Annotated in this window: 15 protein-coding genes; 12 read left to right on the top strand and 3 right to left on the bottom strand. The window is 73.6% G+C overall.

Annotation, left to right across the window (positions count from 1 at the left end; translation table 11 throughout):
- Positions 1-138 precede the first annotated feature (138 nt).
- Positions 139-1497, top strand: a complete 1359-nt coding sequence (glmM, locus tag ABZ883_RS06465; protein WP_360902444.1) for a phosphoglucosamine mutase — start codon at positions 139-141, stop codon at positions 1495-1497.
- Positions 1498-1783: 286 nt separating this feature from the next.
- Here glmM and ABZ883_RS06460 read toward each other — a convergent pair whose 3' ends face one another.
- Positions 1784-2737 carry a DUF389 domain-containing protein gene (locus ABZ883_RS06460; protein ID WP_360902441.1) on the bottom strand — a complete coding sequence of 318 codons (954 nt, stop codon included), beginning with the start codon at positions 2735-2737 and terminating at the stop codon, positions 1784-1786.
- A gap of 29 nt (positions 2738-2766) precedes the next feature.
- Complete coding sequence (coaA, locus tag ABZ883_RS06455) at positions 2767-3732, bottom strand: type I pantothenate kinase (RefSeq protein ID WP_360902958.1); 966 nt, start codon at positions 3730-3732, stop codon at positions 2767-2769.
- A 187-nt stretch (positions 3733-3919) separates the two neighbouring features.
- Here coaA and ABZ883_RS06450 point away from each other — a divergent pair, with 187 nt between their 5' ends.
- The 10 genes from ABZ883_RS06450 (at position 3920) to ABZ883_RS06405 (ending at position 14542) form a co-directional block, all read left to right on the top strand.
- Entirely contained in the window at positions 3920-4894 is a 975-nt protein-coding gene (locus ABZ883_RS06450; protein ID WP_360902438.1) for an ATP-binding cassette domain-containing protein, read from the top strand.
- Complete coding sequence (locus ABZ883_RS06445; protein ID WP_360902435.1) at positions 4891-5700, top strand: ABC transporter permease; 810 nt, start codon at positions 4891-4893, stop codon at positions 5698-5700. The genes ABZ883_RS06450 and ABZ883_RS06445 overlap by 4 nt, the downstream gene beginning before the upstream one ends.
- An 84-nt stretch (positions 5701-5784) precedes the next feature.
- Positions 5785-7632: a glutamine--fructose-6-phosphate transaminase (isomerizing) gene (gene glmS / locus ABZ883_RS06440; protein WP_360902432.1), complete on the top strand. Its 1848-nt coding sequence runs from the start codon at positions 5785-5787 to the stop codon at positions 7630-7632.
- 13 nt (positions 7633-7645) lie between these two features.
- Positions 7646-8014, top strand: coding sequence for a holo-ACP synthase (locus tag ABZ883_RS06435; protein ID WP_360902429.1), 369 nt, complete (start codon positions 7646-7648; stop codon positions 8012-8014).
- A 658-nt stretch (positions 8015-8672) separates the two neighbouring features.
- Positions 8673-10127, top strand: a complete 1455-nt coding sequence (locus ABZ883_RS06430; RefSeq protein ID WP_360902426.1) for an NAD(P)H-hydrate dehydratase — start codon at positions 8673-8675, stop codon at positions 10125-10127.
- A 69-nt stretch (positions 10128-10196) separates the two neighbouring features.
- Entirely contained in the window at positions 10197-11135 is a 939-nt protein-coding gene (locus ABZ883_RS06425) for a L,D-transpeptidase (RefSeq protein WP_360902423.1), read from the top strand.
- 35 nt (positions 11136-11170) lie between these two features.
- Complete coding sequence (alr, locus tag ABZ883_RS06420) at positions 11171-12307, top strand: alanine racemase (RefSeq protein ID WP_360902420.1); 1137 nt, start codon at positions 11171-11173, stop codon at positions 12305-12307.
- A gap of 122 nt (positions 12308-12429) precedes the next feature.
- Positions 12430-13689, top strand: coding sequence for an alpha/beta hydrolase (locus ABZ883_RS06415; RefSeq protein WP_360902955.1), 1260 nt, complete (start codon positions 12430-12432; stop codon positions 13687-13689).
- Between the two features lie 11 nt (positions 13690-13700).
- A complete protein-coding gene (gene tsaE / locus ABZ883_RS06410; RefSeq protein WP_360902417.1) occupies positions 13701-14228 on the top strand; it encodes a tRNA (adenosine(37)-N6)-threonylcarbamoyltransferase complex ATPase subunit type 1 TsaE in 528 nt (175 codons plus the stop codon).
- A gap of 134 nt (positions 14229-14362) precedes the next feature.
- Entirely contained in the window at positions 14363-14542 is a 180-nt protein-coding gene (locus tag ABZ883_RS06405) for a hypothetical protein (RefSeq protein ID WP_360902414.1), read from the top strand.
- A gap of 44 nt (positions 14543-14586) precedes the next feature.
- On the opposite strand, the gene ABZ883_RS06400 is transcribed toward ABZ883_RS06405, so the two are convergent.
- Positions 14587-15150, bottom strand: coding sequence for a hypothetical protein (locus ABZ883_RS06400; RefSeq protein WP_360902411.1), 564 nt, complete (start codon positions 15148-15150; stop codon positions 14587-14589).
- 138 nt (positions 15151-15288) lie between these two features.
- Between ABZ883_RS06400 and tsaB the strand changes: the two genes are divergently transcribed.
- A complete protein-coding gene (gene tsaB / locus ABZ883_RS06395; protein ID WP_360902408.1) occupies positions 15289-15942 on the top strand; it encodes a tRNA (adenosine(37)-N6)-threonylcarbamoyltransferase complex dimerization subunit type 1 TsaB in 654 nt (217 codons plus the stop codon).
- The last annotated feature ends 1 nt before the right edge of the window (position 15943 follow it).

Raw genomic sequence — 15943 nt, 5'->3', positions numbered from 1 at the left:
CGTGCTGCACTGCGCGTACGCCCCGGAGACACTTTCTGCGTCTCCGGGGCGTACGTGTTTCGGGGGATAGTGGCGTATAACCGGATGAACGCCCGCTGAACACGGGGCGAGGCACGGCAACATCTCGGAGGAAATACTGTGGGACGACTCTTCGGTACGGACGGTGTGCGCGGCGTCGCGAACGCCGACCTGACGGCCGAGCTGGCGCTCGGGCTGTCGGTCGCGGCAGCGCACGTGCTGGCCGAGGCGGGCACGTTCGAGGGCCACAGGCCGGTGGCCGTGGTGGGGCGTGATCCCCGGGCGTCCGGAGAGTTCCTGGAAGCGGCCGTGGTGGCGGGACTCGCCAGCGCCGGCGTGGACGTCCTGCGGGTGGGCGTGCTGCCGACCCCGGCTGTGGCGTATCTCACCGGGGCGCTCGGCGCGGACCTCGGCGTGATGCTCTCCGCGAGCCACAACCCGATGCCCGACAACGGCGTGAAGTTCTTCGCCCGGGGCGGCCACAAGCTCGCCGACGAGCTGGAGGACCGCATCGAGTCCGTCTACGAGGAGCACCGCACCGGCGCCCCCTGGGACCGCCCGACGGGCGCCGGCGTCGGCCGGGTCCGGGACTACGACGAGGGCTTCGACCAGTACGTCGCCCACCTGATCGCCGTGCTGCCCAACCGCCTCGACGGACTGACGATCGTCCTGGACGAGGCGCACGGCGCGGCCGCCCGCGTCTCGCCCGAGGCCTTCGCCCGGGCCGGCGCCGAAGTGATCACCATCGGCGCCCAGCCGGACGGCCTCAACATCAACGACGGCTGCGGCTCCACCCACATGGAACTGCTCAAGGCCGCCGTCATCGAGCACCACGCGGACCTCGGCATCGCCCACGACGGCGACGCCGACCGCTGCCTGGCCGTGGACCACCTCGGCAACGAGGTCGACGGCGACCAGATCCTGGCCGTCCTGGCGCTCGCCCTGCGCGAGGCGGACCGGCTGCGCAAGAACACCGTCGTCGGCACCGTCATGTCCAACCTGGGCTTCAAGCTCGCCATGGAGCGCGAGGGGATCGACCTGATCCAGACCGCCGTGGGCGACCGCTACGTGCTGGAGTCCATGAAGGAGCACGGCTACGCGCTCGGCGGCGAGCAGTCCGGGCACGTGATCATCCTCGACCACGCCACCACCGGCGACGGCACCCTGACCGGCCTCATGCTGGCCGCCCGGATCAGCTCCACCGGCCGCACGCTGGCCGAACTGGCGCAGGTCATGGAGCGGCTGCCGCAGGTGCTGATCAACGTCCGCGACGTCGACAAGCACCGCGTGCACTCCTCGCCCGAGCTCACCGCCGCCGTCGCCGAGGCCGAGGCCGAGCTCGGCACCACCGGGCGCGTCCTGCTGCGCTCCTCGGGCACCGAGCCGCTGGTGCGCGTCATGGTCGAGGCCTCCGACATCGACCACGCCCGCTCGGTCGCCGGCCGGCTCGCCGACGCGGTGAAGTCCGCGCTCGGCTAGGGCCTGTTTCGAAAGTCCCTCCCCCAGCTACCGCTGGGAGGTGCCCCCATCCCGCGACGCTCCCCCAGCTTCGCTGGGAGGTGCCCCCAGGCACGGCACTCCCCCAGCCTTCGGCCGGGGGTGCCCCCACGCTGCGTTGTCGAATCGTCCGAGTAGCCCGACTACGCCGACCACAAGGACGACTCTCCGCCTTGCGATGCACCGCACCTGGGGGTACCCCCAGCGGTAGCTGGGGGAGCCGCGGGACCCGCCCTCCGGGCGGCCGACGCTACTTTCGAAACAGGCCCTAGACCGCGAACGACCCCGGTTCCGTACGCCGCCTGCGCTGCACCGCCCAGAAGCCCTTCTGGGCGAGCAGCGTCAGGACGCCCGCGATGACGATGCCCGCCAGGTTCACACCCAGCTGGGCCGACGAGCCCCACAGCTCGCGGTAGTCGCCGTAGCTCAGCGCCAGGGCGGCGTTCGCGGCGGCCGGGACGGTCGTTACCGAGATCGCCACCCCGACCAGCGCCCCGGACTTGGCGGAGGTCAGCGAGAGGATGCCGGCGACCCCGGCGAGCAGCGCCACCACGAGGGAGCTCAGGTCCGGCTGCCAGATGAACTCGGTGGACGGGTGGGGCGCGGTGAAGTCCGCCTCGCTGAAGACCCCGAGCACGTCCATCAGGTAGTTGAAGCCGCCCGTGAGCACCATTGCGAGCGGGAAGCCGACCAGCAGCGCGACCAGTGAGCGCCGGGCCAGCGCGAGCCGCCCCCGTACCAGCCCCGTGCACACTCCGGCCAGCGGGCCGAACTCGGGGCCGACGACCATCGCGCCCACGATGAGGATCGCGCTGTCCAGCATCACGCCGCAGGCGGCCAGCATCGTGGCGACCGACAGGAACGCCAGGTAGGTGACGGTGAGCGTGGACTCCTCGTGCGTCGCCTCGGTCAGCGACTCCCACAGCACGGCGTCCGCGCCCTCGCCCGGTGCCTCCTGCTCGGCCTTGTCGGCCCGCCGGGAGAGCGTGAGGTCGATCTGCTCGACCGTGATCGCGCCGGTGTCGGCGATGCCGAGGCCCCGCAGACCGTGCAGCAGTTCATCGGCGGACTCGCGGGCCACGTCGCACAGCACGACGTCGCCGCGCGGGTTGCGCGCGGCGCCGGCCAGCACGGCCACGTGGGCGGTGCCCACGGTCCGTTCCACGAGCGAGACCACCCGGTCGGTGTCGGCCTCCGGGACGATCATCCGAAGATGCAGCATGCGCGCAGGCTACCGGGCCCGGCGCCCCCCTAGAGCTTGCGCAGGGACAGCTTCTGCACCTTGTGGTCGGCGCCCTTGCGCAGCACCAGGGTGGCCCGGCCGCGGGTCGGCAGCACGTTCTCCAGCAGGTTCGGCTGGTTGATGGCGCGCCAGGTGTGCCGGCCGTACTCCATGGCCTCCTCCTCGGAGACCTCGGTGTACCGGTGGAAGTACGACCGCGGGTTCTGGAAGGCGGTCTCGCGCAGCTTGCGGAAGCGCGCCAGGTACCACTGCTCGATGTCCTCGGTGCGTGCGTCCACGTACACGCTGAAGTCGAAGTAGTCGGCCAGTGCCACGCGCGTGCGGCCGTCCTTGCCGGGCAGGGCCGGCTGGAGGACGTTGAGCCCCTCGACGATGAGGATGTCCGGGCGCCGGACCACCAGCTCCTCGCCGGGCACGATGTCGTAGATCAGGTGCGAGTAGACCGGCGCCCGCACCTCGTCCTTGCCGGCCTTCACATCCGCGACGAAACGCGTCAGCGCCCGCCGGTCGTACGACTCGGGGAAGCCCTTGCGGGACATCAGCCCGCGGCGCTGCAGCTCGGCCTTGGGCAGCAGGAAGCCGTCGGTCGTGACGAGTTCCACCCGCGGGTGCTCCGGCCAGCGGGCCAGCAGCGCCTGGAGGATACGGGCGGTGGTGGACTTGCCGACCGCCACGCTGCCCGCGACCCCGATGACGAAGGGCGTGCCCGGCTGGGCGCCGTGCCCGCCCGCGGAGTCGTCCAGGAAGGTGTTGACCGCGCCGCGCAGGCCGTGGGTGGCGCCGACGTACAGGTTCAGCAGCCGCGACAGCGGCAGGTAGACGTCGATCACCTCGTCCAGGTCGATGACGTCGCCGAGGCCCCGCAGCCGCTCGACCTCCTCGGCCGACAGCGGCAGCGGGGTGCGGTCGCGCAGCGCGCTCCACTCCGCCCGGGTCAGGTCGACGTACGGGGTCGGCTCGGCGCGGCGGCGCATGGGGTGGGGCGAAGTCGTCGGCGGCACGGACTCATTGTTGCGCCGGGATGAACGGGGTTCGCGGCGGGGTCGCCGGCTGCGGCCCCACCGGCTGTCAGCCGCCTGTCAGCCCGTTGTCAGTGGGGGAGAGGACAGTGGTGCGCATCGCACGAAGACCACAGGAACCGGCACGGGGAGGACATCGCGGATGAGTTACGCGATCCAGGCGGAGGGCCTGGTCAAACGCTTCAAGGAGACGGAGGCCCTGTCCGGCGTGGACCTGGCCGCCCGGACCGGCACCGTGCTCGGTGTGCTCGGCCCCAACGGGGCCGGCAAGACCACCGCGGTGCGCATCCTCGCCACCCTGCTGCGGCCCGACGCCGGCCGCGCCCTGGTCGGCGGCCACGACGTCGTACGGGAGGCGGGCGCGGTGCGCGCCCTGGTCGGGCTCACCGGGCAGTACGCCGCGGTGGACGAGATGCTCACCGGCCACGAGAACCTGCTGATGATCGCCCGCCTGCTCGGCCTGCCCCGGCGCGAGGCCCGGGCCAGGGCGACCGGCCTGCTGGAGGACTTCCGGCTGTCGGACGCGGGCGGCCGGGCCGCCAAGACGTACTCCGGCGGCATGCGCCGCCGCCTCGACCTCGCCGCGAGCCTCGTCGGCCGGCCCCGCATCCTCTTCCTCGACGAGCCCACCACCGGCCTGGACCCGCACAGCCGCAACGAGCTGTGGGACATCGTCCGCACCCTGGTCGGGGACGGCACGACCGTCCTGCTGACCACGCAGTACCTGGAGGAGGCCGACCAGCTCGCCGACGACATCGCCGTCATCGACCGCGGCCGCGTGATCGCCGAGGGCACCCCCGACGGCCTCAAGGAGCAGGTCGGCGGCCAGGTGCTCCAGGTGCGGCCGATGAACGCGGACGAACTGCCCAAGGTGCACGCCATGGTCTCGGTGATCGCCGGCCCTGCCGCCACCGTGGAGAACGGCGCGGTCACCGCCCCGGTGAACGACCCGGAGCTGATGCCCGCCGTCGTCCGGCGGCTGGACGAGGCCGGTGTGCAGGTGGGCGAGCTCACCCTGCGCCGCTCCAGCCTCGACGAGGTGTTCCTGTCCCTGACCGGGCACCGCGCGATGGACGGCACGACGACCGACGAGGACAGGACGGAGGCACTGGTATGACCGCCGTGACCCTGGACGTGACGCCGCCGGCCGCCAAGGTGCGGCCCTGGGACGGGCTGCAGCAGACCGGCACCCTCGCCTGGCGCAACCTGGTGCAGATCAAGCACAACCCGATGGAACTGATGGACCTCAGCGTCCAGCCCATCATGTTCGTCCTGCTGTTCACCTACGTCTTCGGCGGCCAGATGGCCGGGTCGCCGGACGCCTACCTGCAGTACGCGCTCCCCGGGATCATCGTGCAGAACGCGCTGTTCGCCACGATGAACACCGCGATGGGCCTGAACATCGACCTCACCAAGGGCGTCCTGGACCGGCTGCGCTCCCTGCCGATCGCGCGCTCCGCCCCGCTCATGGGCCGCGTCGTCGCCGACCTCGGCAAGCAGCTCTGGTCGCTGCTGCTGATGCTCGGCCTCGGCATGCTGATGGGCTTCGACGTCGACGGCGGCGTCCCCGGGGTGCTCGGCGCGGCGGGCCTGCTGCTGCTCTTCGCCCTGGCGATGTCGTGGATGACGCTGCTCATCGGGATGCTGGTCTCCGAGCCGGAGAAGGTGATGACCTTCGGCTTCGTGCTCGTGATGCCGCTGACCTTCACCTCCAGCGCCTTCGTACGGGCCGACACGATGCCGGGCTGGCTCAAGGCCTGGGCCGACGTCAATCCCGTCACCCGTCTGGCCGACGCGGTACGGGCCCTGACGACCGGCACCGGCGAGGTCGCCGGCCCGGTGATGTGGTCGCTGCTGTGGGCCGCCGGAATCGCCGTGGTGTTCGTCCCGCTGGTGATGCGCGCCTACCGCGCGCGGACCTGACCGAGCGCCTCCCGATGCCCCGGATGCCCGGCCTCCCGGGCATCCGGGCGCCCCGCTCCGGCTTCGCCGCTTAGAGTTCTCCTCATGTGCGGAATCGTGGGATACGTGGGCGGGCAGTCCGCTCTCGACGTGGTCATCGCAGGGCTCAAGCGCCTGGAGTACCGGGGTTACGACTCCGCCGGCGTCGCCGTCCTGGCGGACGGGGGCATGGCGGCCGCCAAGAAGGCGGGCAAGCTCGCCAACCTGGAGAAGCTGCTCGACGAGCGCCCGCTGCCGACCGGCCCGGCCGGCATCGGCCACACCCGCTGGGCCACCCACGGCGGTCCCACCGACGCCAACGCGCACCCCCACCTGGACAACGCGGGCCGGGTCGCCGTCGTCCACAACGGCATCATCGAGAACTTCGCTGCCCTGCGCGCGGAGCTCGCCGAGCGCGGCCACGACCTGCACTCCGAGACCGACACCGAGGCCGTCTCCCACCTGCTCGCCGAGGCCTACTCCTCCACCGGCGACCTCACCGAGGCCATGCGCCAGGTGTGCGGCCGCCTGGAGGGCGCCTTCACCCTCGTGGCCGTCCACGCCGACGAGCCGGACGTCGTGGTCGGCGCCCGCCGCAACTCCCCGCTCGTCGTGGGCGTCGGCGACGGCGAGAACTTCCTCGCCTCCGACGTGTCGGCCTTCATCGAGCACACCCGCGAGGCGATCGAGCTCGGCCAGGACCAGGTCGTCGAGCTGCGCCGGGAGGGCGTCACCGTCACCGACTTCGAGGGCAAGCCCGCCGAGGTCCGGCCGTACCACATCGACTGGGACGCCTCCGCCGCCGAGAAGGGCGGCTACGACTACTTCATGCTCAAGGAGATCGCCGAGCAGCCCAAGGCCGTCGCCGACACGCTGCTCGGCCGGATCGACGCGAGCGGCCAGCTCACGCTCGACGAGGTCCGCATCCCCGCCTCCGTGCTGCGCGAGATCGACAAGATCGTGATCGTCGCCTGCGGCACCGCCTTCCACGCCGGCATGATCGCCAAGTACGCGATCGAGCACTGGACCCGCGTGCCCTGCGAGGTCGAGCTCGCCAGCGAGTTCCGCTACCGCGACCCGATCCTCGACTCGCGCAGCCTCGTCGTGGCCATCAGCCAGTCCGGCGAGACCATGGACACCCTCATGGCCCTGCGGCACGCCCGGGAACAGGGCTCCAAGGTGCTCGCGATCTGCAACACCAACGGCTCCACCATCCCCCGCGAGTCCGACGCGGTCCTGTACACCCACGCCGGCCCCGAGGTCGCCGTCGCCTCCACCAAGGCGTTCCTCACCCAGGTGGTGGCCTGCTACCTCGTCGCCCTCTACCTCGGGCAGGTCCGCGGCACGAAGTGGGGCGACGAGGTCAACGCCGTCATCCGCGAGCTCTCGCACATCTCCCGGCAGGTCGAGCAGGTCCTGGAGACCATGGAGCCGGTGCGCGAACTCGCCCGCTCCCTGGCGGACAAGAACACCGTCCTCTTCCTCGGCCGCCACGTCGGCTACCCCGTCGCCCTCGAAGGCGCGCTCAAGCTCAAGGAGCTCGCCTACATGCACGCGGAGGGCTTCGCCGCCGGCGAGCTCAAGCACGGGCCCATCGCGCTCATCGAGGACGACCTGCCGGTCGTCGTGGTCGTCCCCTCCCCGCGCGGGCGGTCCGTGCTCCACGACAAGATCGTCTCCAACATCCAGGAGATCCGGGCGCGCGGCGCCCGCACGATCGTCATCGCGGAGGAGGGCGACGAGTCCGTCGTCCCCTACGCCGACCACCTCATCCGCGTACCGCAGACGCTGACCCTGCTCCAGCCGCTGGTCGCCACCGTGCCGCTGCAGGTCTTCGCCTGCGAACTCGCCACGGCCCGCGGCAACGAGGTGGACCAGCCGCGCAACCTCGCGAAGTCCGTCACCGTCGAATGAGCCGGGGGGTCACGTGATCATCGGGGTCGGCATCGACGTCGCCGAGATCGACCGCTTCGGCGAGTCCCTGGAGCGCACCCCCGGCCTGGCCGAACGCCTCTTCCTCCCCGGCGAACTCCACCTCCCCAGCGGGGCGCGCCGCGGCACCGCCTCCCTCGCGGCGCGCTTCGCCGCGAAGGAGGCCGTCGCGAAGGCGCTGGGAGCCCCGGGGGGGCTCCACTGGGCGGACGCGGAGGTCGTCACGGAGGACTCCGGGCGGCCCCGTCTCGTCGTACGGGGGACGGTCGCGGCGGCGGCGGAGGCGCTGGGGGTGCGGGTGTGGCACGTGTCGCTCAGTCATGACGCGGGGGTCGCGTCGGCGATGGTGGTCGCAGAGGGCTGACGCTTTCGCTGTGCCTGGGTTTTTTCCCCGCCCGCCCGCCCTCCCCCAACCTTCGGCCGGGGGTGCCCCCAGCCCGGCGCGGTAAGTGCGGGCCCCGCTCTGTTGCCTGTGGGGTCGGTGCCGCGCCGGGGTACTCCCCCAGCCTTCGGCCGGGGGGACCCCCACAGCGCTCGCGGGTCACCCCCGCGATTCGTGTACCGCGGTCTCCGCTCGTCTCCCCCAGCTACCGCTGGGAGGTGCCCCCAGCGGGCGCACCCCGCCACACCCCCTCCCGGGCCGGTTGGGGCGACTTACGGCCGGTGGGGTGTCTGTGGGCGGCGACGGCTGCGCACTTGGACGGCGCGGCGCCTACGGGTGCCCGAGCACGGTGCCGCTTCAGACCACCCACCGGGGATCAGGCGCTTGCAGCTACGGAGGGGGCGGGGTTGTAGGGGTGGTGTTCTGGACTGTGGAGCATATTTGGGTGCGTGACCCGGGGCACGCAGCCGACAGTGCCTGAGGCACCTAAATGTGCTGTCCAGAATGGCAGCCCCGGAGGGCCCGCACCCGGCCCCCCAACAACTGGCGTCGGGGCGCGTGACTTCACAGGGCACACGGGAGGGAGGGCGGGGGAGAACCTGGGCAGCAACATGCGCGGGGGGATGGGAACATGGGCCTCATGCGGGTTGCGCACAACGTGAACACCGTCAGGGCCGCCGAGCGCGAGCTCATGTCCCGCCTGCCGGACGGCACATTGATGCAGCGTGCCGCCGCAGGCCTCGCCGCCGCCTGCGCGACAGCGCTCGGCGGTGGCGCGTACGGCGCCCGCGTCGTCGTGCTGACGGGCAGCGGGGACAACGGCGGCGACGCCCTGTACGCGGGCGCGCGGCTCGCCCGGCGCGGGGCGGGCGTGACGGCGCTGCTGCTCTCCCCGGAGAAGACGCACCCCGGCGGGCTGGCCGCCCTGCGCGCGGCCGGCGGCCGGGCCGTGACCGCGGCGGACGTGGACGCCGAGGCGCTGATCCACCGCGCCGACCTCGTCCTGGACGGCATCGTGGGCATCGGCGGCAAGGGTGGTCTGCGCCCGGAGGCGGTGCCGCTGGCGGAGGCCGCGCACGCGGCGCCCGCGATCGTGGTGGCCGTCGACCTGCCCAGCGGTGTGGACGCGGACACCGGTGAGGTCCGCGGCGCGGCGGTACGGGCCGACATGACGGTGACGTTCGGCACGTACAAGCCGGGCCTGCTGATCGACCCCGCCGCCGAGTACGCGGGCGCCCTGCGCCTGATCGGCATCGGTCTGGAGCCGCCCGCCCCGGACCTGGAGGCGTTGCAGCACGCGGACGTGGCGGCGCTGCTGCCGCATCCGTCGGCGGAGAGCGACAAGTACCGCCGCGGGGTGGTCGGCGTGGTCGCGGGGTCGGAGCGCTACCCCGGCGCGGCCGTGCTGGCGGTGGCGGGCGCGCTGCGTGCCGGCGCGGGGGCCGTGCGGTACGTGGGCCCGGGCGCGCGGGCGGTGGTCGCGCGCTTCCCGGAGGCGCTGGTGTCGGCGGGGCCGCCGCACAAGGCGGGCCGGGTGCAGGCGTGGGTGGTCGGCCCGGGGCTCGGCGACGGCACGGAGGCGCGGCAGTCCGTGGCGGACGTGGTCGCCTCGGACGTCCCGGTGCTGGTGGACGCCGACGGGCTGCGGCTGCTGGACCGCGCGGCCGTGCGCGGGCGTTCCGCGCCCACCGTGCTGACCCCGCACGCGGGGGAGGCGGCGGCGCTGCTGGGCGTGGCCCGGGAGGAGGTCGAGGCGTCCCGGCTGGTCTTTGTGCGGCGGCTGGCGGCGGAGTTCGGCGCGACGGCGTTGCTGAAGGGCTCGACGACGCTGGTGGCGGACCCGGAGCCGGGCGTGCCGGTGCGGGTCAATCCGACGGGGACGCCCTGGCTGGCCACGGCCGGCAGTGGGGACGTGCTCTCCGGCATCACCGGTTCGCTGCTCGCCGCGGGCCTCGCGGCGCGTGACGCCGCGTCGGCCGGCGCGTATCTGCACGGTCTCGCGGCGCGCGTCGCCGCCGGGGCGGTGGGGGCGCCGGTCGCGGCGCACGACGTGGCCGACGCGGTTCCCGATGCCTGGCGGAGCGTCAGATCGTAGCTGGGCGAAACGGGTGGAGTCCGCGCGCGGAGTGTTCCGGCGGGCGGCGTCGCGTCTATCCGTCAAGGCATGGGAAGAACGTACGCCTGCCGGGGGGCGCGGTTGTGCACCGCCGCCCTGGTCGTCCTGTCCGCCCTGGGCGCAGAGACGACGGCCTCCGCCGATGATCACCACCCCGTGAAGCTGGAAGACTACGTCGCCGGGGTCCCGTTCCAGCAGTACGACCTGCCGGGGCCCGCCGACACCCCGGACCAGGGGCTGCCGCCCAAGCACGTGGACCACTCGCACGACGCCGAGGAGAACCGCGGCGACTACGACGAGGAGGAGGCGGAGGAGGAGCAGGCGCCCATCGACCCGCAGCAGGTCGAGTGGCTGCCGCCCGACGAGGCCGCCGCCGGCCGTCTGTCGCCGTACTGCACCCCGCTCGCCGGCCCGTACCAGCGGGACGTGGAGAGGCTGCTGGGGCTGCCGGTGGACGGCAAGCAGTCCGAGGACGACTGCTACGCCATCCAGCGCTACCAGCAGGAGAGCGAGATCCTGCCCGACACCGGGTTCGCCGGGCCCACCACCTTCGGCCACCTGCGCCTGGACCTGGCCATCCGCCAGGGCCCGAACGCGGGCCGCCAGTGCATGACCCCGGCCAAGGGGCAGCGCGTCGCGTGCGTGGACCTGACCCGGCAGATCGTGTGGGTGCAGACCAGTGCGTCGAACGTGGTCTTCGGGCCGGTCTCCATGCGCAGCGGGCGTACGGGCTTCGCGACCCGCACGGGGCGCTTCAAGGTCTACTGGCGCCACCGCGACCACGTGTCCGACCTCTACGACGCGCCCATGCCCTTCAGCCAGTTCTTCAGCGGCGGCCAGGCCCTGCACGCCATCACCGGCAGCGTCTACCGCCCGCCGGGTTCGCACGGCTGCGTGAACCTGTCCACGCCCGACGCGGGCCGGCTGTGGAACATCATGAAGCTCCATGACCAGGTGCATGTCTTTGGGCACAAGTCCGGCACGTGACGGGGGCACCGGGCGGGCCTGAGACACTGGGCGCGATGGATGAGACGAATCTGCGTGCCCAGGCCACGATCGATCTCGCCGCTCTGCGGTCGAACGTCGCGGCGCTGCGCGCCCGTGCGCCCCGTTCCGGGCTGATGGCCGTGGTCAAGGCGGACGCCTATGGCCACGGCATGGTCCCGGCCGCCCGGGCGGCGCTGGAGGCCGGCGCCGCCTGGCTCGGCGCCGCCACCCCCGAGGAGGCGCTGGCGCTGCGGGCCGCGGGGATCACCGCCCCGGTGCTGTGCTGGCTGTGGACGCCGAACGGGCCGTGGCGCGACGCGGTCGAGGCGGGCCTCGACGTGACGGTCAGCGGGCTGTGGGCGCTGCGCGCGGCGGCCGCGGCGGCCGAGGCCGCCGGCCGCACCGCCCGGGTGCAGCTCAAGGCGGACACCGGGCTGGGCCGCAACGGCGCCCAGCCCGCCGACTGGGCGGACCTGGTGACCGCCGCCCGCGCCGCCGAGGAGGCCGGCCTGGTCAAGGTGACCGGCCTGTGGTCGCACTTCGCGTGCGCCGACGAGCCCGGGCACCCCTCCATCGCCGCTCAGCTGGCCGTCTTCCGCACCGCGCTGGAGACCGCCGAACGCGCCGGGCTGCGCCCCGAGGTGCGGCACATGGCCAACTCCCCGGCGACGCTCACCCTGCCCGAGGCGCACTTCGACCTCGTGCGGACCGGTGTCGCGATGTACGGGATCTCGCCGGTCCCGCAGGTCGGCGGCCCGGCGGAGTTCGGGCTGCGGCCGGTGATGACGCTCTCCGCCCGGCTGGCCTCGGTCAAGCGGGTGCCCGGCGGACACGGCGTCAGCTACGGGCACCACTACACGACGCCCGGCGACACCACCCTCGCCCTCGTCCCGCTCGGCTACGCGGACGGTGTCCCGCGGCACGCCTCGGGCACCGGACCGGTGCTGGTGGCGGGCAAGTGGCGGACCGCCGCGGGCCGGGTGGCGATGGACCAGTTCGTCGTGGACCTCGGCGGCGACCACGCCGAGGCCGGCGACGAGGCCGTGCTGTTCGGCCCCGGCGACCGGGGCGAGCCGACCGCCGAGGACTGGGCACGTGCCGCCGGCACCATCGCGTACGAGATCGTCACCCGGATCGGGAGCCGGGTGCCGCGCGTCTACGTGGGTACGTAACCGCGTAGCCGAGGGGAAGCAGCGAAGACGACATGAGCGGGTCCGAGAGCGGTAGTACGGCGGGGAGAGCGGTGGAGGCGGCCGAGGCGGTGGCCGGGGCCGCCGAGGCGGTCGCGGAGGCCGTGACGGGTGGTTCGGGCGGTGTGCTGTCGTCCGGCCGCTGGCGCAGCGCGGGGATAGCGGGCGCGGCCATCGGCGTCGTGGCGGCGGGTGCCGCCGCGGGCGTGGCCCTGGAGCGCGTCACCGTCGGCCGCAGCATGCGCCGGCGCGCACGGCTGGCCCTCGACGTGTCCGGGCCCTACGGGTCGCTGCGCGGGATGCCGGGGCGGGTGGCCGCCGAGGACGGCACCGAGCTGTACTACGAGGTCGAGGAGGCCGATCCGGCCGTCGCCGACCCGGTCGCGCCGGCCCGCCGCTGGGGCCTGTTCCGGCGCCCCGGGCAGAGCGCCCCGCTCACCGTGGTCTTCAGCCACGGCTACTGCCTCAACCAGGACTCCTGGCACTTCCAGCGCGCGGCCCTGCGCGGCGCGGTGCGCGCCGTGTACTGGGACCAGCGCAGCCACGGCCGCTCCGCCCGCGGTACCGACCAGGCGGGCGGCGAGCGGGCCACCATCGACCAGCTCGGCCGCGACCTGATGCGGGTCGTCGACGCCGCCGTGCCGGAGGGCCCGGTGGTGCTCGTCGGGCACTCCATGGGCGGCATGACGGTCATGGCGCTGGCCGACCAGTTCCCCGAGTTTGTCCGGGAGCGCGTCGTGGGCTTTGCCTTCGTGGGCACGTCCTCCGGCAAGCTCGCCAGTGTGACGCTGGGCCTGCCGGCGGTGGGCGCGCGGGCGCTGCGGGCGCTGGCGCCGGGGGTGCTGCGCATCCTGGGCACCCAGGTGGACCTGGTGGAGCGGGGGCGCCGGGCGACGGCCGATCTCTTCGCCGGGATCATCAAGCGCTACTCGTTCGGCTCGGACGTCGACCCGGCGGTCGCGCGGTTCGCCGAGCGGATGATCGAGTCGACGCCGATCGACGTGGTCGCCGAGTTCTACCCGGCCTTCACCGAGCACGAGAAGAGCGAGGCGCTGGACGTCCTGGACGGCCTGCCCGGACTGGTGCTCGCCGGGGACAAGGACCTGCTGACGCCCAGTGAGCACAGCCGGGCCATCGCCGAGCGGCTGCCCGACACCGAGCTGGTCGTCGTCCCCGGCGCCGGCCACCTGGTGATGCTTGAGCAGCCGGACCTGGTCAACACGCATCTCGCCGCGGTCCTCGCCGAGGCGGCGGACGCCTCGCGCGCGCCCGTGCCGCAGGCGCTGCGCGAGCTGGCCGCGGCGCGGCCGGCGGTGCCGCGGCAGCAGGGCCGGTCCGACCGGACGGTCACCGGCGGCGCGTAGCATTCGGGCCCATGGGCATGGAAGCCATCGGCAGGGAAGCGATCCGGGTCGTCGTCAGGACCCCCGAGCAGATGCGGGAGCTGGGGCGGCGCCTCGCACCACTGCTGCGGGCGGGTGATCTCGTCCTGCTCAGCGGGGATTTGGGCGCGGGCAAGACGACACTGACCCGCGGCCTGGGCGAGGCCATGGGCGTGCGCGGCGCGGTGACGTCGCCGACCTTCGTGATCGCGCGGGTCCATCCGTCGCTGACCGGCGGTCCGGCGCTGGTGCACGTCGACGCGTACCGGCTCGCCGGCGGCCTGGACGAGATGGAGGACCTGGACCTGGACGTCTCGCTCCCGGAGTCGGTCGTGGTCGTCGAATGGGGCGAGGGCAAGGTCGAGGAGCTGTCCGAGGACCGCCTCCAGCTGGTGATCCACCGTGCGGTGGGCGAGATCGCGTCGGGGAACGGGCAGGAGGACCACGACGTGCGCGAGGTGGTCGTCACCGGGGTCGGCGCCCGCTGGGCCGGGGAGAACCTGGTGGCGCTGGGGGCGTAACCGTTCCGACAAGCTGTCGGGAAGATGTTGCGCCGGGCACGGGTCACGTGTTCTTCTGGAGGTGCGAGGAGAAGTTAGGGCTGCCTAACCTCCAGCCCCTCGGACCACACCGCCCCCCGCCCCAGGAGGCAACCATGTCGGCCCACAAGGTGCCGGAGCCGGAGCCGGGCTACTCGGTGGAGGCACTGCTCGCCGCGTGTGCCGCGGCGAACGCGGTCAGTACGCCCCCTACGCCGCCGGAGCAGCCGGCGGAGCCCGGCGCCCCGGACCAGCAGGCCCCCGAAAGGACGGCCCCCGAGGCGGACGCGGCCTAAGTCGTTCACTCGGTCGGGTGATTCCCTGGCGCCGGCGTGCGGGCTCAGCGGACGACGACGACCTTGGTGTCGATCGTGGCGAACTTCCACAGGGCCATGCCGTCCGGGCGCTTCTCGCGGATGCCGCCCGTCTGCTGCGAGGGGTCCGGCTTGGGCAGCGAGCCGTCACGGGCGGCGCTGAAGCCGACGATCACGTTGTCCACCGACGCGAAACGCACCACGTGCTCGATCGGGACCCCGTCGCCGCCGGTGCCGCTGGCGCTGCGCGTCGTCACGTCGTACGTCCCCGGGTCCGGGTCCACCGTGCCCGGCACGACGACGTAGGTGCGGCTCACCGTGCCCGCGTCGCCCACCAGCCAGACGCGGTCCTGGCGCAGGGAGTACACCACGCGGCGGCCGCTGCCGGAGGCGGCGGGCAGCAGGAGCTTCTTTCCCGCGGAGGGGGACGTGGTGCCCGAGGGCGAGGTGCCGTCGTCCGTGGACACCGCCGCGCCGCCCGCGGTCACCTCCGTGGCGGAGCTGGAGGCCTGGACGGCGAGCACGCCGACGGCGGCCAGGGCGGCTGCGGTCAGTCCGGCCACGATCGTCCCTGAACCGATCCTTGCCACGGGGTCCTCCGGAAGTGGGGGCGTCAGACTCAGGTTGACGTTAGCAGCCGGTGCGGGCGGGACCCGAGCGCCGCCCCCGTACCGGCGGGGACCCCGGTGGCGGCAGGGCCGCCCCGGTGAACGCCGTAGGCTGAACGCGTGCTGCTGCTTGCCTTCGACACCGCCACCCCCGCCGTGACCGTCGCCCTGCACGACGGGCAGCGCGTGCTCGCCGAGTCGACGGAGATCGACGCGCGCCGGCACGGCGAACTGCTCATGCCCGCCGTGGACCGCGTGCTGCGGGAGGCGGGCACCGAGCCGGCCGACCTGACCGGACTGGTGGTCGGCGTCGGCCCCGGTCCCTACACCGGCCTGCGCGTGGGCCTGGTGACCGCCGCCGCCTTCGGGGACGTCCTCGGGGTGCCCGTGCACGGACTGTGCACGCTGGACGGCCTGGCCTACGCCGCCGGGATCGACGGTCCCTTCGTCGTGGCCACCGACGCCCGCCGCAAGGAGGTCTACTGGGCCCGCTACGAGGGCCCGCGCGACCGCGTCGGCGACCCGGCGGTGGACCACCCGGCCGAGATCGCCGAACACGTCGCGGGCCTGCCCGCGGTGGGCGCGGGCGCCGCGCTGTACCCGGGCGTCTTCACCGACGTCCGCCCGCCCGCCGACCAGTCCGCCGGCGCGCTCGCCGCGCTCGCCGCGGCGAAGCTGGCCGAGGGCGAGGACTTCCTCCCCCCGCTTCCGCTCTACCTGCGCCGCCCCGACGCGCAGGTGCCGGCCGGATACAAGGCGGTCCTGCCGCAGTGAC

It is taken from the genome of Streptomyces sp. NPDC046977, from assembly GCF_040644455.1.
In the GTDB taxonomy this organism is placed as follows: Bacteria; Actinomycetota; Actinomycetes; order Streptomycetales; family Streptomycetaceae; genus Actinacidiphila.
This window is presented reverse-complemented; position numbering and strand designations above follow the sequence as displayed.